This is a genomic window from Patulibacter sp. NPDC049589 (assembly GCF_040675535.1).
Classification (GTDB): domain Bacteria; phylum Actinomycetota; class Thermoleophilia; order Solirubrobacterales; family Solirubrobacteraceae; genus Patulibacter.
In genome coordinates this window covers 38,323-62,466 of sequence record NZ_JBFAPC010000008.1, presented here as the reverse complement: position 1 = coordinate 62,466, position 24,144 = coordinate 38,323, and the positions used below count along the sequence as shown (strand labels likewise).

The 24,144-nt window shown below is 75.3% G+C and carries 19 protein-coding genes; 12 read left to right on the top strand and 7 right to left on the bottom strand.

Features of this window, described 5'->3' with window-relative positions; all coding sequences use genetic code 11:
- Nucleotides 1–113 precede the first annotated feature (113 nt).
- Both AB0L40_RS02845 and holA read left to right on the top strand, forming a co-directional pair.
- A complete protein-coding gene (locus AB0L40_RS02845) occupies nt 114–3,116 on the top strand; it encodes a lytic murein transglycosylase (RefSeq protein WP_364348850.1) in 3,003 nt (1,000 codons plus the stop codon).
- A 265-nt stretch (nt 3,117–3,381) separates the two neighbouring features.
- The gene (holA, locus tag AB0L40_RS02840; RefSeq protein ID WP_364348847.1) at nt 3,382–4,362 is read left to right on the top strand and encodes a DNA polymerase III subunit delta; all 981 of its coding nucleotides are present in this window, start codon (nt 3,382–3,384) and stop codon (nt 4,360–4,362) included.
- 163 nt (nt 4,363–4,525) lie between these two features.
- Here the strand turns inward: holA and AB0L40_RS02835 are convergent, their stop codons facing one another.
- Nucleotides 4,526–5,275, bottom strand: coding sequence for a tyrosine-protein phosphatase (locus tag AB0L40_RS02835; RefSeq protein WP_364348844.1), 750 nt, complete (start codon nt 5,273–5,275; stop codon nt 4,526–4,528).
- A gap of 146 nt (nt 5,276–5,421) precedes the next feature.
- Complete coding sequence (gene rpsT, locus AB0L40_RS02830; RefSeq protein WP_364348841.1) at nt 5,422–5,691, bottom strand: 30S ribosomal protein S20; 270 nt, start codon at nt 5,689–5,691, stop codon at nt 5,422–5,424.
- A gap of 190 nt (nt 5,692–5,881) precedes the next feature.
- Between rpsT and murJ the strand changes: the two genes are divergently transcribed.
- Together murJ and AB0L40_RS02820 are read left to right on the top strand one after the other, a co-directional pair.
- Nucleotides 5,882–8,377 carry a murein biosynthesis integral membrane protein MurJ gene (gene murJ / locus AB0L40_RS02825; RefSeq protein ID WP_364348838.1) on the top strand — a complete coding sequence of 832 codons (2,496 nt, stop codon included), beginning with the start codon at nt 5,882–5,884 and terminating at the stop codon, nt 8,375–8,377.
- Nucleotides 8,378–8,657: 280 nt separating this feature from the next.
- Nucleotides 8,658–8,918 carry a hypothetical protein gene (locus AB0L40_RS02820; RefSeq protein ID WP_364348835.1) on the top strand — a complete coding sequence of 87 codons (261 nt, stop codon included), beginning with the start codon at nt 8,658–8,660 and terminating at the stop codon, nt 8,916–8,918.
- Between the two features lie 20 nt (nt 8,919–8,938).
- On the opposite strand, the gene AB0L40_RS02815 is transcribed toward AB0L40_RS02820, so the two are convergent.
- Nucleotides 8,939–10,687 (bottom strand): AAA family ATPase, encoded by a 1,749-nt coding sequence (locus AB0L40_RS02815; protein WP_364348832.1) that lies wholly within the window; start codon nt 10,685–10,687, stop codon nt 8,939–8,941.
- Between the two features lie 125 nt (nt 10,688–10,812).
- On the bottom strand, nt 10,813–12,276 hold the full coding sequence (locus AB0L40_RS02810) for a glutamate decarboxylase (protein ID WP_364348829.1): 1,464 nt from the start codon (nt 12,274–12,276) through the stop codon (nt 10,813–10,815).
- Nucleotides 12,277–12,655: 379 nt separating this feature from the next.
- Here AB0L40_RS02810 and AB0L40_RS02805 point away from each other — a divergent pair, with 379 nt between their 5' ends.
- From AB0L40_RS02805 to AB0L40_RS02785, 5 genes are all read left to right on the top strand, one after another.
- Entirely contained in the window at nt 12,656–13,111 is a 456-nt protein-coding gene (locus AB0L40_RS02805; protein WP_364348826.1) for an SRPBCC family protein, read from the top strand.
- Nucleotides 13,108–13,446: a metalloregulator ArsR/SmtB family transcription factor gene (locus tag AB0L40_RS02800; protein WP_364348823.1), complete on the top strand. Its 339-nt coding sequence runs from the start codon at nt 13,108–13,110 to the stop codon at nt 13,444–13,446. Before AB0L40_RS02805 ends, AB0L40_RS02800 begins: the two co-directional genes overlap by 4 nt.
- Before the next feature lie 123 nt (nt 13,447–13,569).
- Nucleotides 13,570–15,402 carry a translation elongation factor 4 gene (lepA, locus tag AB0L40_RS02795; protein ID WP_364348820.1) on the top strand — a complete coding sequence of 611 codons (1,833 nt, stop codon included), beginning with the start codon at nt 13,570–13,572 and terminating at the stop codon, nt 15,400–15,402.
- Nucleotides 15,403–15,441: 39 nt separating this feature from the next.
- Nucleotides 15,442–16,413 (top strand): type I pantothenate kinase, encoded by a 972-nt coding sequence (locus tag AB0L40_RS02790; RefSeq protein ID WP_364348817.1) that lies wholly within the window; start codon nt 15,442–15,444, stop codon nt 16,411–16,413.
- 37 nt (nt 16,414–16,450) lie between these two features.
- Nucleotides 16,451–17,245, top strand: coding sequence for an SDR family oxidoreductase (locus AB0L40_RS02785; RefSeq protein ID WP_364348814.1), 795 nt, complete (start codon nt 16,451–16,453; stop codon nt 17,243–17,245).
- Between the two features lie 268 nt (nt 17,246–17,513).
- On the opposite strand, the gene AB0L40_RS02780 is transcribed toward AB0L40_RS02785, so the two are convergent.
- Nucleotides 17,514–19,703 carry a hypothetical protein gene (locus AB0L40_RS02780; RefSeq protein ID WP_364348811.1) on the bottom strand — a complete coding sequence of 730 codons (2,190 nt, stop codon included), beginning with the start codon at nt 19,701–19,703 and terminating at the stop codon, nt 17,514–17,516.
- 261 nt (nt 19,704–19,964) lie between these two features.
- On the opposite strand from AB0L40_RS02780, the gene AB0L40_RS02775 reads away from it, so the two are divergent.
- Complete coding sequence (locus tag AB0L40_RS02775; RefSeq protein WP_364348808.1) at nt 19,965–20,417, top strand: MaoC family dehydratase N-terminal domain-containing protein; 453 nt, start codon at nt 19,965–19,967, stop codon at nt 20,415–20,417.
- Nucleotides 20,414–20,860 carry a MaoC/PaaZ C-terminal domain-containing protein gene (locus AB0L40_RS02770; RefSeq protein ID WP_364348805.1) on the top strand — a complete coding sequence of 149 codons (447 nt, stop codon included), beginning with the start codon at nt 20,414–20,416 and terminating at the stop codon, nt 20,858–20,860. The genes AB0L40_RS02775 and AB0L40_RS02770 overlap by 4 nt, the downstream gene beginning before the upstream one ends.
- Nucleotide 20,861: 1 nt before the next feature.
- Here AB0L40_RS02770 and AB0L40_RS02765 read toward each other — a convergent pair whose 3' ends face one another.
- Nucleotides 20,862–22,133: a YihY/virulence factor BrkB family protein gene (locus AB0L40_RS02765; protein WP_364348802.1), complete on the bottom strand. Its 1,272-nt coding sequence runs from the start codon at nt 22,131–22,133 to the stop codon at nt 20,862–20,864.
- A 221-nt stretch (nt 22,134–22,354) separates the two neighbouring features.
- Nucleotides 22,355–23,062 carry a hypothetical protein gene (locus tag AB0L40_RS02760; RefSeq protein WP_364348800.1) on the bottom strand — a complete coding sequence of 236 codons (708 nt, stop codon included), beginning with the start codon at nt 23,060–23,062 and terminating at the stop codon, nt 22,355–22,357.
- A gap of 56 nt (nt 23,063–23,118) precedes the next feature.
- Here AB0L40_RS02760 and hrcA point away from each other — a divergent pair, with 56 nt between their 5' ends.
- Nucleotides 23,119–24,141, top strand: a complete 1,023-nt coding sequence (hrcA, locus tag AB0L40_RS02755) for a heat-inducible transcriptional repressor HrcA (protein ID WP_364348797.1) — start codon at nt 23,119–23,121, stop codon at nt 24,139–24,141.
- Nucleotides 24,142–24,144 lie beyond the last annotated feature (3 nt).

Here is a 24,144-nt window from a genome sequence, read left to right as displayed (position 1 = left end):
GGACCGCGGGGAGCATCACGCCGGGGTTGGCGACGACCCGCTAATCATCAAACGACACGACCGCGTGGTCGTGCACCATACGTGCGGTCCGCCGGGCGGCAGACGGCGCGTTCATGCGTTCGTCGCTCCCCGTCGCCGCGGTCCTAGCCGTCCTCGCCGTTCCGCCCGCCGCAGCCGCGGCGGACGACGGCACCTCGATCTCGCGGGCGACCACCACCCCGACCGGCGCTCCCCGGACGAGCACCGGCGACGCGCAGGCCGCCACGGCGGACCCCGCCAGACCCGCCACGCCGGCGGCCGACACCACCCCTGCGCCCGCGCCCGCTGCTCCGGCCCCCGCCGCGGGCACGACACCGGCGCCCGCGGCGCCGGCCCCGGCCGCCCCCGCTCCGGCCGCCCCCCCTCCGGCCGCCCCCGCTCCCGCGGCGCCCGCCCCCGCGGCGCCGGCCCAGCCCACACCCGCGGCCCCGGCCGAGTCCCCGCCTGCCGCCCCGGCGTCCCCGGCGCCAGCCCAGCCCGCCCCCGGCACCACGCCGGACGGCGCGGACGACGGCAGCGCCGAGGACGGCGCGGCCGGACTCGTCCACCCCGAGGACCAGGACGCCCGCGACGAGGCCCGGGCCGCTGACCGCCGCCGCGACGCCCGCGCGACGTCCCGCCGCGAGGACCGCGAGGACGCCCGGCAGGCGAAGGCGGACCGGAAGGCCGCCGCCGCGACCGACGGGAAGGACGCCGGGTCCGACGCCGCACCCGCGAGCGGCGACGCCGGTCTCGGCAGCCCCGACGCCAAGGTCTCGAAGGCGTCGCTGGCGAACTTCCGGATCCCGCTGTTCCTGCTCCCGATCTACCAGGCCGCGGGCACGCAGTACGGGGTCCGCTGGGAGGTCCTCGCCGCGATCAACGAGGTCGAGACGGACTACGGCCGCAACCTCGACGTCTCCACGGCGGGCGCCCAGGGCTGGATGCAGTTCATGCCCGAGACCTGGAAGGGCTACGGCGTCGACGCCAACGGCGACCACAAGGCGGATCCGTACAACCCGGCCGACGCGATCTTCGCGTCCGCGCGGTACCTGAAGGCCGCCGGCGCCGAGCAGGACGTCCGCCGCGCGATCTTCGCCTACAACCACGCCGACTGGTACGTCGACGAGGTCATGGAGCGCGCCCGGGCGATCGCCGCGCTGCCGACCGACGTCGTCGGCTCGCTGACGGGTCTGAGCGCCGCCCAGCCGCCCGTCGCCGCGACCGACGCGAAGGTCCGCGAGGCCGGCGCCCGCACCTGGGCCCCGATCACCGCCGACGCCGGCGCCCCGGTCGCCGCGGTCCAGGACGGCACCGTCGTCGCGTCCGGCGACAGCCCGCGCCGCGGCCGCTGGGTCGAGCTCAAGGACGCCTACGGCAACCGCTACGCGTACTCCCACCTGGCGGACGTCGCGGACCAGCACCTCGTCGCCCGCCGCAAGGCGTCCGACGGCAACGCGTCGACCGACGAGCGCGCGCCCGCGAAGTCCGCGAAGGCCGCGCCCCCGGCGGCGGGGAGCACGCCGGACGCGCGCTCCGACGACCTGACCGTCTCCGGCGGCGGGACCGCCACGACGACCGACCCGGCCCCGGCCGAGCCGGCGACCGCCGGCCGGCAGCGGCGCGGTGGAGGGGCGGCGGACGAGGCGCGGCCCGGATCCGGCGTCTCCACCGGGACGACGCGCGGCGTCGAGGCGACGCCGGCGACCCCTGCGAGTCCCTCGGCCCCTGGGACTCCGTCGACCCCTGCGACCCCAGCACCGTCGGCGACCGCCGCACCGTCGTCCACCTCCCCGACCCCGTCGGCCCCCGCGACCCCGTCGGCCTCCGCGACTCCGTCGACCCCCGCGGCCCCGTCGGCCCCCGCGACCCCGTCGACCCTCGCGACTCCGTCGACCCTCGCGACTCCGTCGACCCCCGCGACTCCGTCGACCCCTGCGACCGCGGCACCGTCGGCGACCGCCGCACCGTCCTCCAACCTCGCGACCCCGGCGGGCGCCGGCGGCGCCCCCGCCCCGGCCGCCCCGGCGAGCGCGGGGACCATTCCGGCTCAGCAGCGCCCGCTGAGCGGCTCGTGGATGTGGTCCCCCGAGTCCCTCCTGCGCGCCACCGGGCTCCCGGACCCCTCGGCCCTCGCGCCGCCGGCCGCCGCGCCGGCGCCCGCCGACGACCGGCCCGGGGACGACCTCGCGAAGTACCAGGTCCGCAGCGAGGGCCTGAAGCGCTCGGACCTGCGCCTGACGGCGCTGCACGTCGGCAGCCGGGTCACCGCCGGGACGGTCCTCGGCCACACCGGGACCTCGACGATGCGGTTCGCGGTCCGGCCCGCCGGGCGCGACAGCCCGCGGATCGACCCGCGGCCGATCCTCGACGGCTGGCAGCGGCTGGACGAGGCCTCCGCGACCGCCGACGGCGGGCACGCCGCGTCGAGCCGGCTGGCCACCGCGGGCGACGCGTCGGCCGCGGCGGACGCCGACGCCGGCTCGCTGCTGCTGCTCGGCAAGGAGCAGCTGCAGCAGCGCGTGCTCACGAACCCGCGGCTCGACCTGTACCCCGGCGGGCGCGAGGACGTCCGCGCCGGCCAGATCGACCGTCGCGTGCTGGCGACGCTCGAGTACCTGACCGCGGACGGGACGAAGATCGGCGTCTCCTGCCTGCGCGACGGGCACAGCCTGATGACCACGTCGGGCAACGTCTCGGCGCACTCGTACGGGTCGGCGGTCGACATCTCGTCGGTGAACGGCACGCCGATCGCGGGCCATCAGGGCGCGGGCTCGATCACCGAGAAGACGATCCGCCGCGTGCTCCGCCTGCAGGGCGCGGCCGCCCCGAACCAGATCATCTCCCTGATGACGATCGACGGCGCCCCGACGACGATGGCGATGGACGACCACGCCGACCACATCCACGTCGGCTTCCCCCGCGCGGCGGGCGACGCCGGCGGCAAGCTCGGCGAGCAGGTCACCGCCACGCTGGGCCGGTCGCAGTGGTCGGACCTCACCGACCGCCTGGACGAGATCGACAACCCCGACGTGCGGACGTCGGTCTCGAAGGCCGCGACCGCGGCGACGAAGGACGACGACGCCGGCTCGCGCTGACGGCTCGGCCGGCGGGCGGGACGTGGTCGTCCTTCCGTCGCTCCACGCGAGGGAAAGACGACCAGGTCGGAGGTCGGCCGTGCCGGGCGGGACGTGGTCGTCCTTCCGTCGCTCCACGCGAGGGAATGACGACCACCCCGGCGATCGGGCTCCGGCCCGCCACTGCGAACCCGCTCCCGTGCCGCCGGACGCCCCGGCCTACGCCCCGGCCGCGCGTCCGCCCGTCCCACCGGATCCCTCCCGCGATCCCATACCCTGGGCCCCGATGACCGCGTGGCTGCCCGCCTACCTGATCCACGGCGACGACCACGACCGCGTCGCCGAGCGCCGGTCGCGGCTGAAGGCGACGGCCGAGGCCGAGGTCGGCGCCGAGGGCGTCGAGCACCTGGACGGCGACGCCTCGACGCCCGCCGCGATCGCCGACACGCTGTCGGCGATGACGCTCGGGCTGGGGCGGCGGTTCGTCCTCGTCGACGGGGTCGAGCGCTGGAAGGACGACGAGGTCACCGCGCGGCTCGTGCCGGTCCTGAAGGTCCTGGACGGGACGACGACCACGGTCGCGTTCGTCGGGATGGAGGACAAGAAGCTGCAGGTGCCCGCGTCGCTGGCCGGTGCGGTCGAGAAGCTCGGCGGCGCGAAGGTCCACGAGGCCGCGCTGAAGTCCGCCCAGCTGCCGCGATGGGCGAAGGAGCGCGCGTCGCAGTTGGGGATCGAACTCGACGGCGCCGGCGCGCAGGCGCTCGTCCAGCAGGTCGGCGAGCGGCGGGTGCGGCTGGAGCGCGAGCTCGAGAAGCTGGCGCTCGAGTACGGTCCGGGCGCCCGGATCTCGACCTCCGAGGTCGAGGGCGCGGTCGCCGACGCCGCCGAGCAGCAGGTCTGGGGCCTCGTCGACGCGATCGTCGCCGGGGACCGGAACGCGGCCGTCTCCTCCTACCTGGCGCTGCGGGCGCAGGGCGAGCAGCTCGCGCGACTGACGGGGCTCCTGCAGTCCCGGATGCGCCAGGCGCTGGAGCTCGCCCGGCGGCTCGAGGCGGGGGAGGACCGGCAGTCGATCTCGAAGGCCGTCCGGATGTCGCCGTGGCAGTTCGACCGCCGCCTCGTCGAGGCGCGGGATGCGGGCTCGGCGACCCTCGCCGCCGCGGTGGACCGCATCGCGACGCTCGAGCTCGCCGCCCGCGGCGACAGCACGCTGGACCCCGACACCGAGGCGATCCGCGTCATCGGTGCGGTGACAGCGCGCCGCTGACCGGCTGCGCCACCACCACCGGTGTGTCCACGGGGCGCTCAGCGGCTGCGCCACCACCGACGTGTCCGCGCGGCGGTCCGGGACCTCGTCGTGGACGGCCGGGACCCTCCGCCGCAGCGGCCAGGGAGGTCTGCCGCGGTGGTCCGGGCGTCCGCCGGAGCCCTCAGCCCCCGAGGGCGAGCGCCGCGCGCAGCGCCTCGAACTCCGGGTCCTGCATCCCGTGCCGGCGCAGGTACGCCTCGGCGCCGCCGTGGGCGTCCTGCAGGTTGCGCAGCGCCTCGGTCATCGCGGCGGGAGGGGCGGTGAGCGCCACGGCGATCCGCTGCTCGCCGAGCCCCGCCTCGACCGCCCGCCGGTGCACCTGCTTCAGCGCCTCGCCACGCAGGAGGTCCGCGGTCCGGGCGTAGTCGGCGGCGATCACGTCGTCGGGGACGCCGACGGCGGACAGCACCAGGGCGGCGACGAGCCCCGTCCGGTCCTTGCCGGCGGAGCAGTGGACGACGGCCGGCAGGGCGCCGGGGGCCGCCAGCGCGCGGACCGCGCCGGTGAGCTGCGCCCCGCGCGCGTCGACGATGCGGCGGTAGAGGTCGTCGATGCCGCTGATCGTGTCGACGTCCAGGCCGCCGCCGAGGACGGCCTCGGTGTGGACGACGACGTCGAGGCCGCCGACGTCGTCGGGGTGCTGCTCGCGCTCGATGCGCTGGCGCAGGTCGACGATCGTCCGGATGCCCAGGACGCTCAGCGCGTCGCGACCCTCGGGGCCCAGGTCGGACAGCCCGTCGGAGCGCCAGATGACGCCCGCGCGCACCTGGTCGACCGGGCCGATCGAGCGGAAGTTGACCGTGCCGGGGACGGCGGCGAGGCCGGTGCCGTCGACGAGGTCGGGGAGGACGGACGCGCAGTCGGGGAACACCGGTCGGACGATGACCGATCCCTGCGGCGATCGCGAGACCGTTCGGTGACGACGTGGGGGACCCCGACAACGACGAAACGGCCCGTCGTCGACGAGCCGTCAGGCGTCCTTCGGTACCGCGCGCGGGCCGTGCGGCCCGCGGGGGATCAGGCGGCGGTGCCGGCCTTGACCAGGCGGGAGGCGCGCGCGATCTTGCGCGAGCCCGTGTTGCGGTGCAGGGCACCGGACTTGACAGCCTTGCCGACCAGGCTGGTGTACTTGCGCTTGGCGGTCTCGACCTCCGCCGCGTCGCCGGCCTTCACGGCGGCCTCCAGGGTGCGGAGCTGCGTCTTGAGGGCCGACGTGTAACGCCGGTTCTCGAGGCGCTCGCGCTCGGTACGGAGGATGCGCTTCTTCTGCGATGCGATGTTTGCCATAAGCCGACCCGGGATAGTAGCGCCGCCCCCCTGGTTCGTGCGTGCCGGGGGTCGGGCGGCCGCGGCCCGGCGGCGACGTCCCGTGCCCGCGCGCGGCGGACCGTCGGCCGGCACGACGCGGCGGGGCCGCGGCGCACGCCGGGCGACAGGGGTGCCGAGCGGCCGGTCCGGGGCATAGGATGCCGCACCGGTGTCCCCGTCCCGTCAACGACCCCACGCCGCGGTCCCGGGCGATCCGGACCCCGAGGGGGGCGGCGCGGAGGGCGTGATCCCGGAGGGCACCGGGAGCGCCGAGGGTCGCGCGCGCAACACGATCATCTTCTCGGTCGCGACCGGGCTCTCGCGCGTCGCGGGCCTGATCCGCGAGATCTTCTCCAACGCGCTGTACGGCGCGGGCGGCGCGGCGTCGGCGTTCACGATCGCCTTCGCGGTCCCGAACCTGCTGCGCGCGCTGTTCGCGGACATGGCCCTGTCGGCCGCGTTCGTGCCGGTCTTCACCGAGCTCTTGGAGAAGAAGAGGAAACGCGAGGCGCTGCTGCTCCTCTCGACGCTCTTCTGGGTGCTGCTGGCGGGCCTGACGCTGCTGGTGGGCGTCGCGATGCTGACGGCGCCGCTCTACATGCCGCTGTTCGTCGGCGACGAGGTCACGCGGGACCTGGGGTCGGGCGGCAACGGCCTGACCGTCGGCCTGTCGCAGGTGATGCTGCCGACGGTGCTCCTGCTGGGCCTCAACGGCCTGTTCGTCGGCGCGCTGAACGCGTACGACCACTTCACGATCCCGGCGCTCTCGCCGCTGGTCTGGAACTTCGTGATCATCGTCGTGAACCTGGCGCTGCTGCCGGCGTTCGGCGGGACGGGGTCCCCGCACGGGATCTACGCGCAGGCGGTCGGCATCCTCGTCGGCACCGTCGCGCAGCTGCTGATGGCGGTCCCCGTGCTGCGTCGATACGGCATCCGATTGGTGCCGAAGGTCGACATCCACGATCCCCGGCTGCGCCAGGTCCTGGTCCTGATGATCCCGGTCGCGATCAGCCTCGGCCTCATCAACTTCAGCGCCCTGATCGACTCGATCCTGGCGTCGCACGTCTCCGACGACGGGCCGCGCGCGATCGAGGCCGCGTTCCGCCTCTACATGCTGCCGCAGGGCATCTTCAGCGTCGCGATCGTGACCGTGCTGTTCCCGGTCCTCAGCCGCGCGGTGGCGCGCGGCGACGACGCCCAGCTCCGCGGGCTCCTGGGCAGCGGGATGGCGCAGATCCTCGTGCTGCTCGTCCCGGTCGGCCTGCTGTTCGCGAGCCCGGTCGTCTCCCACGACATCATCGAGACGCTCTTCCAGCGCGGCAAGTGGACGGACGAGAACACCGACACCGCGACCACCGCGCTGGTCTGGCTCGGCATCAGCCTGGCGCTCAACGGCGTCAGCCTGTTGCTGTCGCGCACGTTCTTCGCCCTGCAGCGCCCGTGGGCGAACACCGGCCTGGCGATGGGCAGCCTCGTCGCCAACGTCGCGGTCTCCGTCGCGCTCTACCGGCCGCTGGGGATCGCCGGCATCGTCATCGGCACGTTCGTCGGCAACGTCGTGCTCGTCGGCCTGCAGATCCGTCTGCTGCGCAAGGAGACGGGCGGCCCGCTCGGCCTGCTCCCCGTCCTGCGCTCGCTGCTGCAGGTGCTGGTCGCCTCCTTGCTGGCCGTGCTCGCGGCCACCGGCGTCGTCCTGATCGGCCAGATCGCCACGGACGCGCTCTCCGACGGCGCGGCCTCGTCGATCGTGACGATGGGCTACCTCGGGATCGCGATCCTCGCCGGCGGCGTCGTCTACGTCGGGCTCGCCCGCGACCTCGGGCTGCGCGAGCTCGAGACGGCCGGCGCCCGCTTCGTCCGCCTCGGGGCCCGCCTGCGCGGCCCGCTGCTGCGGCTCCCGGGCGTGCGGTCGCTCGTGTCGGCCGGCTCCGGCCGCGGCGCTCGGCGGCTGGGCGGCGTCCTGGAGGGCATCCTGACCGTGCTGGCGTGGCCCCTGCGCCTGCCGACGGCCCTGGCGATCGGCCTGTCGCGGCTGCTCGTCGGGATGGTGCCGGCGGGTCCCGCGGTCGCGGTGGCGGTACCCGGCGTCGCGGGTCCGGCGGGTCCGGTGCGCCGAGGTGCCGGGGCCAGCACGCGGCGCGGCGGCGGCCCGGGCGCGGGGGCCGCGCCGCGTGGCTCCGGCGTGGGGTCGGCTCCGCGCGGGTCCGGCGCGGCGTCGCGGGGCGCGACGACCGACGGCCTGACGACGCGCGACGGGACGACCCGGACCGGGGCCACCCGCGACGGGACCACCCGTGGACCGGCGCCGGACCCGACCGGCCCGGGTCTCTACGACGCGGCCGAGGACTGGCCGACGATCGGCCAGCGCGGCGGCGAGACCCTCGACGTGCCGTGGCCGGGCGTCGAGCACGCCGACGAGGCCGACCCGTACTCCGCCCAGTCGTGGGACGAGCAGGTCGGCCGCTCGCGCCTGGAGGCCTACGGGGTCGACCGCGCCGAGGGCGGCCTGACGCCGGCGCAGCAGGCCCGCGCGGCGCAGCGCGCCGAGGCGCGCCAGATGATCGAGGCTCGCGAGGCCGCGCTGGAACGGATCGCCGAGCGCGAGCGCCGTCGCCGCGAGGGCGGCCCGGCGCCGAAGCGCGGGCGGCGCAAGCGGCGCGACTGAGGACCGGGCGGGCGGTCGCGGGGTGCGGAGGCGCGTTGGTCGGCCGGACGGCGGGGACTGCCGCAGGAACGTGCCGCCCGTCGGGACGAATCCGCGTCGGTCGCCCCGGCTGCCGGGAGTGCCGCAGGAACGTCCGGCCCCACGGCACCGATCCACATCGGTCGGCCGGACCGCTGGGACTGCCGCAGGAACATCCCGCCCCACGGCACCGATCCGCATCGTTCGACGGACGGGCCCGCGACGCGGGTTCGGTCGCTCGCCCGCCGGGTAGCCGCCGGCGATGACCGCCGACAGCATCCCCGCGGACCCCGTCGAACCCGACGCGCGCCCCGAGGTCCCCACGCCCGACACCGGACGCGAGGTGCCGCTGCCCAACCGCCACACGGGGGAGACCTCCGAGCGGCCCGGGCACCACGACGACGCCGGCACCCGCACGACGCCGGACCCGCCGAAGGGCGACGCCGACGAGGACCCCGACACGACCACGCCCCCGACGCCCGTGGCCGACCCCGGGCCGGACGACCCGTCCGTCTCGGCCTGAACGCGCCGCGGGCCCGGCGCCTACCCGTGGGCCCCGCCGGCCCTGCCGGCGCCCCGCAGCAGCGCCCGCGTCCGCACCACCGGCCCGGCCTCGTCGTAGGACACCGGCGCCACGCCCGAGCGGTCGCAGCGCAGGATCGTGGCGTGCGGGTAGGCGAGCAGCAGCGGCGAGTGGGTCGCGATCACCAGCTGGCCGCCCTCCAGGACGAGGTCGTGGATCCGCCGCAGGAGCGCGAGCTCGCTCTGCGGCGAGAGCGCGGCCTCCGGCTCGTCGAGCACGAAGAAGCCGTTCGGGCCCAGGCGGTGCATCACGAGGGCGAGGAACGACTCGCCGTGCGACTGCTCGTGGAGCGAGACGTCGCCGTAGGGCTCGAGGCCGCCCTCGGGGACGTTCAGGCCCTGCTCGATCGCCGTGGCGAGGGTGAAGACGCTCTCGGCGCGCAGGAAGAACCGGTTCAGCGGCGGGTCGCGACGGCCGCGGACGACGAGCATCTTGGCGCCGAGGGAGCTGTGCGAGGACCGCGTCCGGAACCACCAGTCCGAGCCGCCGCCCTCCGGGTTGATCTTCATCGCGAGAGCGATCCCCTCGGCCAGCGTGGACTTGCCCGAGCCGTTCTCGCCGACGAGGAACGTCACCGCCCGGTGCAGCGCGACCCCCGCCTTCACCGCCTCCTCGATCCATGGCGCGTGGACCTCGTCGCGGATCCGCGCCCCCGTGCCGCCCGGGGCCATGCAGAGCTCCCGCACGAAGCCCCCGCCGGGGCCCGAGGGGGCGGCGGACGGGCCGGTCGCGTCGTCCCCGACCGCACCGGTCGTCGCCCCCTCCCCGGCCGTCGTCCCGCCGCCGGATGGCGCCTCCGCCGGGGGCGACGTGCCGTCGTCCGTTCGACCGCCCGCCTCTGCGACTGTGCCGTCGCCCGCCTCTGCCGCCCCGCCATCGTCCACCGCCTCCTCCGCCAGCAGCGGCCGCAGGTACGCCTTCGGGTCCGCCAGGAACCGCCGCGTCAGCACGACCGCCGGGGCCTCGTCCGCCGTGATCGTGTGCAGGCCGTCGGCGTCGCAGCGCACGACCCGTGCGTCCGGGACGGCCGGCAGCAGCAGCGGCGAGTGGGTGGCGATCACGAACTGGGCCCCGTCGGCGGCCAGCGCGACGATCCGCTCGGCGAGGACCAGGACGTTCGCCGGCGACAGCGCCGACTCCGGCTCGTCCAGCAGGTACAGCCCGTCGGGCCCGAAGCGGTGCTCCAGGAGCGCGACGAACGACTCGCCGTGGGAGCGCTCGTGGAGCGACCGGCCGCCGTAGGGCGCCAGGATCCGGTCGGCCTGGTCGGGCTGCTCCTCCGCCATCTCGTCCAGCGCCGTGGCGACGGTGAAGAGGCTCTCGGCGCGCAGGAAGAAGTCGTCGCGCGGGATCCGTGCGCCGCGGCTGACCCGCAGGTGGCCGCCCAGCGGCGAGTGCGACTCCCGCGTGGCGTGGCGCAGGTGGCGGCCGCCGCCCTCGGCGTTCATCCCGCAGGCGACGGCGATCGCCTCCAGCACCGTCGACTTGCCGGCGCCGTTCTCCCCGACGAGGAACGTCACCTTCGGGTGCAGCGCCAGCCCGTCGCGCAGCGCCCGCGCCGCCGGCACGTCCGCGGCGTGGCCGAGGTCCTCGTCGGGCACGTCGTCGGGGAGCCGGACCTCGCGCAGGAACGCCTGGGACGCGCCGTCGCGGCGCAGGCGGATCTCGCGCATGATCGCCTCCCGCTCGCGGCGGCTGTGCAGCCCCATCGGCGGAGGATCGCAGGGCGGGATCCGGGACGGAACGGATGGTCGGCCGCCGGCTTCGACCGTCGGGTGCGGCGCGCCACGGATGCCGAGGGCGTGGCCGTCCTCCCGGCGGACCGACCACGCCCTCAGTCCGTTCGCACCCCGCGCTTCGGCGTACCGTGCGAGAAGTCCGCGTGCTCGACCCCGCGCAGCGGCGCCGACTGCTTGCCCAGGCGGTGCAGCGCTCGGTCGACGTCCGCCAGCAGCAGGTCGCCGAGGTCGTCGCTGAAGCCGTTGCGGACGACGACGCGCAGGACGTGGAGGTCGTCGCGAGCCTCGACGAACGGGTAGGCCGGGACGAGCCAGCCGCGCTCGCGCAGGGTCGCGGACACGTCGTAGACGGAGAACTGGTCGACGTCGTCGGCGAGCGTGACCGCGAAGACCGGCAGCTCGTCGCCGCGGGTCAGCGCCCGGAAGGCGCCCGTGGCCTCGAGCCCGTCCGCCAGCCGCATCGCGGTGTCGCGCGAGCCCTGCTGGACGCGCCGGTAGCCGTCCATCCCCAGGCGCAGGAACTGGAAGTACTGCGCGACGACCTGCGCGCCCGGCCGCGAGAAGTTCAGCGCGAACGTCGGCATGTCGCCGCCGAGGTAGCTGACGTGGAAGACGAGCTCCTCGGGCAGCGCCTCCTCGTCGCGCCAGAGCGCCCAGCCGACGCCGGGGTAGACGAGCCCGAACTTGTGGCCCGACGCGTTGATCGACGCGACGCGGGGGAGCCGGAAGTCCCAGACCAGGTCCTCGTCGAGGAACGGCGCGATGAACCCGCCCGACGCGGCGTCGACGTGGAGCGGGACGTCGAGGCCGGTCCGCTCCTGGAGGTCGTCGAGCGCGGCGGCGATGTCGGCGATCGGCTCGTAGGAGCCGTCGAACGTCGAGCCGAGGATCCCGACGACGCCGATCGTCCGCTCGTCGCACTGCGCGACCGCCGTCGGCGCGTCCAGGTGGAAGCGCTCGCCCTCCATCGGCACCAGGCGCGGCTCGACGTCCCAGTAGCGCGCGAACTTGTCCCAGCAGACCTGGACGTTGGCGCCCATGACGATGTTCGGCCGGTCGGTCGGCTCGCCGGCGGCGCGGCGCTTCGCCTCCCAGCGGCGCTTCAGGGCCAGGCCGGCGAGCATCGCCGCCTCGCTGGAGCCCGTCGTCGAGCAGCCGACCGCCGTGGTCGCGCCGGCCGTCCTCTCGGCGTCGCCGGTCGAGCCGCCGTCCTTGCGCGGCGCGTGCCACAAACCGCCGAGCATCGCGACGCAGCGGGCCTCGAGCTCCGCGGTCTGCGGGTACTCGTCCTTGTCGATCATGTTCTTGTCGAAGACCGACGCCATCAGCGCCTCGGCCTCCGGCTCCATCCACGTCGTCACGAACGTCGCGAGGTTCAGCCGGGCGTTGCCGTCGAGCAGCAGCTCGTCCAGGACGATCCGCTGGGCGGCCCGCGGATCCATCGACCCCGACGGCAGCGCGTCGCGGGGGACGGGTGCCGCGCCCGGCCGGTGCAGCGGGTTCGGGGCGAGCGTCGGCCGGCGGGAGGAGCCGCTGCGGCTGGGCTGGTGGAGGGCCATGTGCCGACCCTATGCCCGCGGTGGCCCGGTTCCGACCAAGTTGGCGCGTGGGCGGCGACGGGGTGGTCGTCGTTCGGGCGGTGGGGACGAACGAATGGCGACCGGGCGGCGGGCGGTGGCGGGGTGGTCGTCGTTCGGGCGGTGGAGAGGAGCGAATGGCGACCAGGCGGCGGGCGGCGACGGGGTGGTCGCCATTGGGGTGGTGGGAACGAACGAATGGCGACCAGGGGCCCCTGCGCCCTCCGCGGCCCGCCTCACTCCCGGCCCGCCGTGCGAAACGCGTAACTCCAAGGTTGCGCATTCCTCCAGAACGTGCAACCCTACGGTGACACATGGGGGCGGCATCACCCGCCTCGTCACCCGAAGAGAGGACAGCACCATGGTCGCCGACGTCATCGAGCGCGAGCTCGTCATCGAGGCCCCCGCCGAGCGCGTCTGGGCGCTCATCACCGAGTCCGAGCACGTCGGCACGTGGTTCGGCGACGTGGGCGCCGAGATCGAGCTGCGCCCGGGCGGGCTCTACCGCCTCACGTGGAAGGAGCACGGCACGTCGATCGGGCGCATCGTCACGGTCGAGCCCCACACCCGCTTCTCGTACCGCTGGAACGCGTACGGGCCGAAGTGGCGCGAGGAGCCCGAGGACGGCTACTCCACGCTCGTCGAGTTCACGCTGGAGCCGCGGGGCTCGGCGACGCTCCTGCGACTGGTCGAGAGCGGCTTCGCGAGCCTCGTGACCGACGACGACATCCGCACGACGGCGTTCGACGGCAACGTCCGCGGCTGGGCCGCCGAGCTCGGCGAGCTGCAGGAGTACGCCACGCGCGTCGCCGCATGAGCCCCGCGCTCGCCGAGGGGCCGCCCGCCGACGTGCTCGCCGCTCTCGCCGACCCGACCCGCTGGGAGGTCCTCCGGCTGCTCGGCGAGGCGGGAGAGGGCACGGCGACGACGCTCGCCGCGTCGCTGCCCGTCAGCCGCGTGGCGGTGACCAAGCACCTCGGCGTCCTCGACCGAGCGGGCCTCGTGGGTGCCCGCAAGGTCGGCCGCGAGGTCCGCTACCGGGTGGACCCGCGGCCGCTGCGGGACGCCGGCCGCCGGCTCGACGCGCTCGCCGAGGCCTGGGACGCCCGGCTCGGCCGCCTCAAGGCGCTGGCCGAGGCCGCGGAAGGCTGATTCGGGGGCCGGACGGCCGCGCGCTGGTGGTGCCCGCGGGGCGCCACCGGCCGCCGTGGCGGACCACGTCGCGGGGCCACGGCGGGCCCTGCGCCCCGACACCCGTACCCTGTGTCGTTCCTGATGGCCGACCAGTCCAAGATCCGCAACTTCTCGATCATCGCCCACATCGACCACGGCAAGTCGACGCTGGCGGACCGCATCCTCGAGCTGACCGACACCGTCGCCGACCGCGACATGCAGGACCAGCTCCTGGACTCCATGGAGCTGGAGCGCGAGCGGGGCATCACGATCAAGTCGCAGGCGGTGCGCGTGTACTTCGACGCCGACGACGGCGAGACGTACATGTTCCACCTGATCGACACCCCCGGGCACGTCGATTTCACGTACGAGGTCTCCCGCTCGCTGCAGGCGTGCGAGGGCGCGCTGCTCGTCGTCGACGCGTCGCAGGGCGTCGAGGCGCAGACGCTCGCCAACACGTACCTCGCCGTCGAGGCGGGGCTCGAGATCATCCCCTGCCTCAACAAGATCGACCTGCCGGGCGCCGAGCCCGAGCGCGTCGGCGCGGAGGTCGCGGAGCTGCTCGGCGACGACGCCGACTCGATCCTGCGGATCTCCGGCAAGACCGGCGAGGGCGTCGACGCGGTGCTCAACCGCCTCGTCCAGACCGTCCCGGCGCCGGGCGGCGACCGCGACGCGCCGGCCCGCGCGCTGATCTTCGACTCCGAGTTCGACCAGTACCGCGGCGTCGTCGCCTACATCCGGGTGGTCGACGGCGTGTTCAAGAAGGGCGACAAGATCACCGCGATGGCGGCCGAGACCGAGGCCGACGTCGACGAGCTCGGCATCTTCTCGCCGCAGATGGTGCCGATCAACGAGCTCGGCCCCGGCGAGGTCGGCTACGTCATCACGGGCATCAAGGACGTCATGCTGCTGCGGGTCGGCGACACGCTGACCCACCGGCCGGGCGTGCGTGGCGCGGGCGAGAAGCTCGTCCCCGCCGAGGAGGCGCTCCCGGGCTACCGCGAGATCCTGCCGATGGTCTTCTGCGGCCTCTTCCCGACGGACAACGCGCAGTACCCGGACATGCGCGATGCGCTGGAGAAGCTGTCGCTCAACGACGCCGCGCTGGCGTGGGAGCCCGAGACGTCCGACGCGCTGGGCTTCGGCTTCCGCATCGGCTTCCTCGGTCTGCTGCACATGGACATCGTCCGCGAGCGCCTCGAGCGCGAGTACGACCTCGACCTCATCGCGACGATGCCCTCGGTGGGCTTCGAGCTGCACCTCCAGGACGGCACGATCCAGGAGATCCACAGCCCGTCGGCGTACCCGGACCCGACCTTCATCAAGGAGGTCCGCGAGCCGTTCGTCAAGCTCAACGTCCTCACGCCGACCGAGTACGTCGGCACGACGATGGAGCTGTGCCAGGAGAAGCGCGGCGAGCACCAGGGGATGCAGTACATCTCCGCCGACCGCGTGCAGCTGACCTACGACGTCCCGCTCGTCGAGATCGTCCTGGACTTCTTCGACCAGTTGAAGTCGCGCACCCGCGGCTACGCGTCGTTCGACTACGAGCCGATCGGCCTGCGCGTCAGCGACCTCGTCAAGCTCGACATCCTGCTCTCCGGCGAGCCCGTCGACGCCCTCTCGCTGCTCGTGCACCGCACGAAGGCGCAGGAGATGGGCAAGAAGTTCACGGAGAAGCTCAAGGAGAAGATCCCGCGTCAGCAGTACGACGTGCCGATCCAGGCCGCCATCGGCGCTCGCGTCGTCTCCCGCGAGACCGTCAAGGCGTACCGCAAGGACGTCACCGAGAAGCTCTACGGCGGCGACATCTCGCGCAAGAAGAAGCTGCTGCAGAAGCAGAAGGTCGGCAAGAAGCGGATGAAGCAGGTCGGCAACGTCGAGGTGCCGCAGGAGGCCTTCCTCGCGGTGCTGGAGCTCGGCGACGCCTGAGCCGCGACGCCCTCGGGGGGAGCCGCTAGCGTGGCGGCCGTGTCCCCCGACGACCAGCCCTTCGTCGCCGTCGACCGTGAGCGGTGGGCCCGGCTGGCCGCCGCCGGCGACGGCAGAGCCCCCGGGGCCGTCCCGCCAGCGGGAGCGGCCGCGACGGAGGCCCCGGCCGATCCCGCGAGCTGGGCGGGCGACGGGGAGGTCGACGCGCGGGAGCGGGTCGAGGTCCTCGCCCCGCTGGCCGCCCTCGCCGCGCGCCGCCGCGAGCAGGACCTCGACGGCCGGGCGGGCCTCGGCGCGCTGGACGACGCGCTCGTCCGCGGCGGCGCGTCCGCCCGCGGCTGGGTGGTGGCCGTCGCCGGCGGCGTGGCGGCCGGCAAGAGCACCGTGGCCCGTGCGCTCGTCGCCGAGCTGCGCGCCCGGGGAATCGGACCCGTCGAGCACGTCAGCACGGACGGCTACCTCCACAGCAACGCGGAACTGGAGCGCCGCGGGCTGACCGCGCGCAAGGGCTTCCCGGAGAGCTACGACGTCCCGGCGCTGCGGGCCCTGCTGCAGGCCGTCCGGGCGGGCGACGGGACGCTCGAGGTGCCCGTCTACTCGCACCGGCTGCAGGACCGCGAGCCCGAGCCGCGGACCATCGACCGGCCGGCGGTCCTGGTCCTCGAGGGCCTGCGGGCGCTCGCGGGACCCGGCCCCGACGGCGATCCCGGCGTGCGCGACCTGGTGGACCTCGGGGTCTACGTCGACGCCACCGAGGACGCCGCGCGCGCCTGGTACCTCGACCGCTTCCACGCCTGGCGGGTGGCGGCCGCCGACGACCCCGGAGCGCTCCTGCACCAGATCGCCGACATGCCGGACGCCGACGCCGACGCCCTGGCGCTCCGGGTGTGGGCGGAGACCAACGCCCCGAACGTCCGCGACCACGTCCTGCCGACGCGCGCCCACGCCGACGTGATCCTGGAGAAGGACGCGGACCACCGCGTCGCCCGGGTGCTGGTGCGGCCGGTCTGACCGTCGCGCCGACGTCCCCGCTTGGGACGATGCGCCCATGGACCTCGGACTGACCGGCCACGCGATCGTCGTCACCGGCGCCACCAGCGGGATCGGTCGCGCGGTCGCGGGGCAGCTCGCCGCCGAGGGCGCCCGGCTGCTGCTGGTCGCGCGCGGCGAAGAGGGGCTCGCGCGGACGCTCGCGGAGCTCCCCGGCGGGCCGCACGCCACGCTGTCGGCGGACGCGGGGGACCCGCAGGCCGGCGCGACGATCGCGGCCGCCTGCCGCGACGCCCACGGCCGCCTCGACGCCCTCGTCCTGGCCGCGGGCACCAGCCGCGACGCGCCGCCCGAGGAGCTGACGCCCGAGGACTGGGACCTCCAGTGGCGCATCAACGTCCTCGGTCCCAACGCGCTCCTGCTCGCGGCCCAGGACGACCTGGCCACGGCCCCCGGCGGCGGCCGCGCCGTCCTGGTCTCGTCGTCGTCGGGCAAGCGCCCGTCGGCGAGCAACATGGCCTACTCGGTGGGCAAGGCCGCGCAGCTCTCGCTCTCCCGTGCCTGGGCCCAGCAGCTGGCGCCCCGCGGGGTTCGGGTGAACGCCATCGCCCCCGGCCCGATCGACAGCGAGCTGTGGCTCGCGCCCGGCGGCCTGGCCGAGCAGGCGGCCGCCCGTCGCGGCACGACGAAGGAGGAGGCGCTGGCCGGCTCGCGCGCCCGCGTCCCGCTCGGCCGCTTCGGCACGCCGGACGAGATCGCCGATGTCGTGACCCTCCTGGCCTCGCCCCGGGCCGGCTTCGTCACGGGCGCCGCGTGGTCGACGGACGGCGGCTCGGTCGCGACGATCGTCTGACGCCGGCCGACGCGCGCCCGGATCGCATCGACCTCGGTACCTCTGCGGTCCAGAACCCGAGGCGACCCTGGTGGGTCGGCCGGCGCGCCCTGGTCGCATCGACTTGGGAACCCCCACGGTCCAGAACCCGAGCCGACCTCGGCGGGCCGCCGCGCGCCGCCCCGGACCCATCGACTTCGGGACCTCCACGGTCCAGAATCCGACGCGGCGACCCAGCGCCGCGCCGCGCCGCCTCCCCGCGCCGCCTCGCCGTGCCCCGCGCGCCCCGTCAGCCCGCGTACGGCACGACGAGCAGCCGCTCGATCGTGGTCGTCTTCTTCGCCGGCAGGGTCACCTTCACGACGAGCTCCGGGCCCGGGGTCGGGTTGCCGGGCTGCGACGGCACCGCTACGACGGTGCCCTGGGCCCGCGCCGGCAGGCCGGAGAAGCGCAGCTGGAAGCGGCCACCGGACGGGGCCCGCACGGTCATCAGGCGCTGCAGGGCGGCCGGGCCGATCCGCTGGCCGACGTGCAGCGAGCCGGTGTCGCCGACGCCGTAGGTCGGGACCCGCAGCTCGGCGACGACGGACGTCTTGCGGGTGTTCCGGACGACGTAGGTCGTGCGGATGTTCGACGCCGACACGCGGTGGCGGACGGTCACGTCGAGGCCCTGGGACCTCTCGCCCCCGCTGACGCCCAGCGGGGCGGTCAGCGTGCGCGCGACGTCCCGCTGGGACTTGCGCGGCTGGGCGACGCTCTGGGTGCTCTTGTAGACGCCGCGCTGCGTCTCGATGAGCGTGCGGCCGCCGCTGAGCAGCCGCAGGCCGAGCGCGCCGGCGTTGCTGCCGCCGATCCCGGTCAGCGCGCGGCCCCGCGAGTCCACCAGTCGCGCGGGCTCGAGGCCTCCGGCCTTCAGCGGCGCCCACGGCCGCAGGAACGCCGTGGCGAACCGCGACGTCGTCACCGCGGTGCGGCCGATGTCGGCGTCGTTGGTGAACGCGTCGGGCAGCGGCTCGTCGTCGGCGCCGGAGTCCTCGGGGCTCGCGAGCCCGCGGTCGGCCATCTCCGCCAGGGTCGACGCGAAGCGCGCCGTGCCCGTCAGGCCGTCGAACGTCGGGGTCACCAGCGGTCCGCCGGACAGCCCGAACGCGGTCGCGGGCAGCACCACGGAGTTCGCCGCGGCGGCGCGCTCCTGGTAGGTGGCCACCGCGCGGCGGACGAGCCAGCGGGTCGTCGCCTGCTGCGCGGGCAGGTACGCCTGCGCGGTCGATCCCTCGGTGCCGGCGGCGAAGCCCCGTAGCGCGAGCAGCCAGTACTGCGTCAGGTGCAGTCGCGAGACGCCCTTGCCGGAGTCCCAGTTCAGGTAGCCGCTGGCGGTCCAGTCGCCCCAGGCGGTGCGCCGGACCCACGCGCGCAGCAGGTCCCGGGTGCGCTTGGGCAGCTGTCCCATCCCGGCCTTGCGGGCCTGGTCGAGGTAGGCCAGGGCGCCGAGCGTGATGTTCGCGTACTCGGTGGTGTCGGACCGGTTGGTCGCGTTGCTCGCGGCGCGCTGCGGCAGGTAGTGGAAGGCCAGGCCGGAGCCGAGGTTCGGCGAGCCCCCGGGGTACGCCGCCTTCTCGGCGTGGTCGGCGAACCAGATCAGCTGGTCGCGGTAGTCGCGGCGCAGCAGCGTCGGGTCGCCGGTGACCGTCGCGTCGGCGGCGTAGAGGTCGGCGCTCCAGTTGATCTGGTTCAGCAGCCGGGCCGGCGAGCGCCAGAACGGCGAGCGGGCGACGGAGCGCACCCGGTCGACGATGAGGTCCCGGGACTCCTGGGACAGCCCGACGATGTCGCGGGCCCGCCACGCGGTGGCGAGCGCGCGGGCGGCGACGGCGTCGAGCGCCTGGTGCATCGACGTCAGGCCGCCGACGGGGTCGGCGAAGCCCGGCGCGTGGATCGTGACGCTGTGGCCGGGCGCCGGGGCCGGGGCGACCTTGCCGTCGAGCGTCGGCACGTACATCGGGCCGGTCAGCAGCCGGACGAGCGCCTCGACGCGCTCCGGGTGGGCGTCGGGCCCGGTCCGACCCGCCAGCGCGGCGTAGGAGTGGACGAGCAGCATCTCCGCGTTCAGGCGGGCCCGGGCGACGCCCGCGACGACGTAGGCGCCCTGGTCGGCGTTCCAGAGCCCGTCGATCGGGGTGGTCGCGGCGTCGGCGACGGCCCAGAGGTCTCCCGGGTCCGCGGCCTGCAGGCGCTGCTCACCGGTCGCCAGCGCGTTCGGGTCGGCCGTCCCCGGCGCGCTCGGCTCGGTCGGGTCGATCTCCGAGCGCGTCGACGCGGCGCCACCGGCGGCGGGCGGGGCGTCGAGCTCCGCGGCGGCCCCGGCCGGTGACGGGTCGCCCGTGGTCCCCGCGGCGCCGGCCACGGACGGTGCGCCGGCGAGGAGGACCGTCACGACCAGCGGGAGCAGGGCGCGGCGGGCGGGGGAAGGCGCGGGCACGACCGCGCATGGTGTCGCATCGACCCGACGGCGTGCGTCACCGGGGCGTGCGGTCGTGGTCGGCGGGCGCGCGGGGGATCGCAGCATCCCGCGGGATCCTGGGGCCCCGCGGGGCCCGGCCGCATCGGGGAGGTCCCGGGACGGACCCGACGGGTGCGGGATGGGCAGCCCGCCGGCGCATGGATACGATCGCCCGGTCGTCCGTCGGCCGTGCCCTGGCGGGCCCGCCGGCGGGGAACCGAAGCCGGAGACGAGCCCGACGTGCCAGAGACCATCGCCCCCGTGGGCAAGCAGTACGCACCCGTCGACTACGTGCTCGGACGGGAGAAGATCCGCGAGTACGCCCGCGCGGTGGGGGAGACCAACCCCCTGCACCACGACGTCGCCGCGGCCCGCGCCGCCGGCTTCGAGGACGTCGTCGCGCCCCCGATGTTCGTGGTCGTCTACTCCGCCGAGGCGATCGGCACCGCGATGTTCGACCCCGAGGTCGGCATCGACATGGACCGCCTCGTGCACGGCGCCCAGGAGTTCTCGTGGGAGCGCGTCCTGGTGGCCGGCGAGGAGGTCTCGACGGTGATGAGCCTCGACGAGGTCCGGCACGTCGAGACGGCCGACCTCACCTACTACGTCTTCGGGGCGACGACGACCGACGCGGCCGGCGAGGTCGTCTCCACCGGGGTCTGGACCAACATCGTGCGAGGAGCGGGCGAGTGAGCGACGAGACGACCACCCCGGAGTCCGCGGCCGACGTCGTCTGGGAGGACGGCGCCGCCCTGCCGACCCTGACGGTCCTGCCCGACAAGTACCTGACGGTCCGCTACGCGGGCGCCTCGGGCGATTTCAACCCGATCCACGTCGACGAGGAGTTCGCCCAGCAGGTCGGGCTCCCCGGCCGGATCCTGCACGGCCTGTGGACGATGGCCCAGGTCGCGCGCGCCGCCACCGAGGCGGTCGGCGGCGACGAGGCCCCGGGCTCCCTGCGCCGGCTCGAGGTCGCCTTCCGCGGCATGGCGGTCCCCGAGGAGGAGGTCGTCGTCACGGCCGACGTCAAGGCGGTGGAGGACGGCCTGGCGACGGTCTCGTTGACCGCCCGCCAGGGCCGCGCGCGGGTCGTGCGCAACGGCCGCGCGGTCGTGCGGGTGCCCGACCGGGGCTGACCTACGGCTCGCGGCGGCGGCCGGGCTTGTGGACGGCCGTCGGCTCCTGGGCCGGGTCGTCCGCGCCGGCCGGCCGGTCGCCGGCCGGCCGGTCGACGGACCCGCGGACGACGGTCGGCTCGCCGTCGGGATCGTCGGACGGCGTCGGATCGGTCGTCCGTCCGTGGTCGTCCGGCGCGAGCGGCGCGTCGGCCCCGGGCTCCGGCGCGAGCGGCTCCTCGACGGGCATGCGCGGCCCGGCCGCGCCCTGGTCCCCCTCGGACCCGTGCCCGGAGGCGTCGGCGGCCCGCAGCGCCTCGTCCTCGGCCTCCTCGGCGGCCAGCTGCAGCCGCTCGCGCTCCTCGCGCCGACGCCGGCGCGCGCTGCGCAGGATGCCGCCGCCGACGGAGTCCTCGGCCTCGGCCGGCGGCGCGACCAGCAGGGCGCCCTCGTCGGAGTCGATGGCCCGCTGGCGGGTGATCGCGGCGTTCAGCTCGGCGCCGAGCAGCAGCGAGCAGCTGGAGAACCAGAGCCAGAGGACGACCACGATCGCCCCGGTGAACGCGCCGTAGAGCGCGCCGATGTTGACGACGTTGGAGATGTACTCCGACAGGCCGTACGAGACCAGCAGCCACGCGGCGACGCCCAGGGCGGCTCCCGGCGTGACCAGGTGGTACGCCCGGTGGCGCAGGTCGGGCGTGACGTAGTAGACGAACGAGAAGCCCAGCAGGGCGCTGGCGACCGCGGCGGGCCAGCGCAGCAGCCCCCAGATCTGGGCGGCGTTCTCGTCGGCGCCGACGAGGCGCAGGATGTCCTCCGCCAGCCCCTTGCCGACGACCACGAAGACGAGCGTCGACAGGACGAGCGCCAGCAGCGCGAACGTCGAGAGCACGTCGACGGCCTTGCGGCGGAGGAAGCTCCGGCCGTTCTCGACGACGAAGACGACGTTCAGCGCCCGGCGGATCGACTCCAAGACGCCGGTGGTGCCGAAGAACGCCAGGAAGATCGACAGGAACAGGCCCGTGGTGGCGGTGCTCTTGTTGCGGAACGCGTCCCGCAGCGACTCGTCGATCGGGCGGACGACCGACGGCGGCGCCACGTCGTTGAGGTACCGCACGATCGCGTCGTACGTCCGCGGATACTCGCCGACGAGGCCGAGGATCGACAGCGCCAGCAGGATCGCCGGGAACAGCGACATCAGGCTGTAGTACGTGATCGCAGCGGCGTGCTGCGTCATCTGGTCGTCGTAGAAGGCGACGACCGTGCGTTTGGTGATGGCCCAGGACCGACGCATCCGACGCGCGAGAGCTTGACGGTCCTGGCCCGCAGGAGCGCCGCGACCCCCGGCGCGCCCGTGCCGGGACCTCGCCGCATCGCCCTCCGGCGCCCGTCCGGTGACGTCGCCCGGCTGCGCCGGATCGTCCTCGGACGCCCGTCGCCCGGAGGGCTCGTCCGGCGGCGCCGCGCCGCCGGTCCCGGGGGAGCCCCCGGGCGCCGGCGTCGTGTTCTTCGCGCTCACCGGCGGACGACCACCCCGCCGACGAGCGCCACAACGGCCGGTGCCGCGAGCAGCTCGGCGAGGAACGTCGCCGGGGCGGCGGCGTCGGTCAGCAGCCGGTGGCCGTCGCCGGCGTCGATGCCGCCACGCCACAGGAGCCACAGGCCGGCCGCGACCGCGAGCACGAGGAGCGCCTTCGGCAGGTCCTGGTGGTCGACCTTCGAGGGCAGCAGGCCGATGCTCGCCGAGAGCGCGACCAGCGCCCAGACGACGGCGCCGACCCCGACCGGCCGCTCGGCGAGCGCGCGCAGTAGCTCGCGGGGCGCGTCGCCGACCGCCACGCCCGGCACGAGCGCGCAGCCGGCGCCGTAGACCACGGCGGGCACGACGATCAGGGGCGCGAGGCCGACGACCGCCCGGCCGACCGGCCCGCCGAGGACCGGCAGCCGCGACGGCCGCCAGCGCACCTCGCCGAGCAGGACTCCGCCGTCGGGCGTGGGCCGCGGCGCGAACGGCACGAACGACGTGACCCGCCCCAGCAGCGCGGTCGCCGCCAGCGCGTGGGACGCCTCGTGCAGCGCGACCCCGGGCGCCAGCAGCGCCCACGTCACCCAGCGGCGCGGCCGCCCGCCCCGCGCCGCGCCGCCGACCAGCCCGTCGAGCAGCCGCCGCCCGAGGACGTAGACGCAGAGGAGCTCCAGTGCGATGAGGGCGAGCGCGACCATCGCGACCGACGATGGCAGGCGATCCTGAGGATCGGCCCGGTACCCTGGGGAGGGAGATGCTCACTCCCCGCCAGGAGCTGGTGCTCGGCAAGGTCGTGGCCCGCTTCCGCGAGACCGGCATGCCGGTCGGCAGCAAGCTCCTCTCCGCCGACGAGGACGTCACGTTCGGCCCGTCGACGATCCGCTCCGAGCTCTCGCAGCTCGAGGAGCTCGGCCTGCTCGACCACCCGCACACGTCCGCGGGCCGGGTGCCCACGGACCAGGGGCACCGGTACTTCGTCGACCACCTGCTGCCGTCGACGGTCGGCGGCCCGTCGGTGGAGCTGCAGCTCGCCCGCGAGGTCGACGAGGCGATGCGCGTCACGAGCGAGACGCTCTCCGCCGTCACCGACCTGCTCGCGGTGGTCACCGCGCCGCCGGTCTCGACCGCGACGGTTCGCCACGTCGAGGTCCTCCTGCTCCAGCCGCAGGCGGTGATGGTCGTCGTCATCACGTCCGCGGGCGAGGTCGCCAAGCGCGTCGTCGCGTTCCCCTCCGCCGTGGACCCGGGGCTCGCGGGCTGGGCGAAGGAGTACCTCAACGAGCGCCTGGCCGGCATCGGCCTCGGCGCGCGGATGCTCAAGGCGCGCCTGGAGGACCCGGGCCTCGGCCCGACCGAGCTGCGCTTCCTCGACGCGCTGCGGCCGGCCTTCGAGGGCCTCGGGGCGACCGACGGCGGTCCGGGTGGCGGCATCTACGTGTCGGGCGCCGCCCGGCTCATGCAGAGCTCCCGCTCGTCCGAGGTCGCGCACCTCGACGCGCTGGTCGAGGAGCTCGAGCGGCGGGCGACGCTGCTGGGCATCCTGCGCCACGCGCTGGGGGGCCCGGACGTCGTCGTGCGCATCGGCGCGGAGAACGCGATCCCGGCTCTGCGATCATTGACGGTCGTCGCGGCGGGGTACGGACCCCCGCAGCGCAAGTTGGGCAGCGTGTCGGTGATCGGCCCCGTCCGGATGGACTACCCGCAGGCCATCCGCGCGGTGCGGGACGTCGCCTTCCAGCTGTCGCGTTATGTCGAGGAGCTGTACGAGAACGTATGAGTC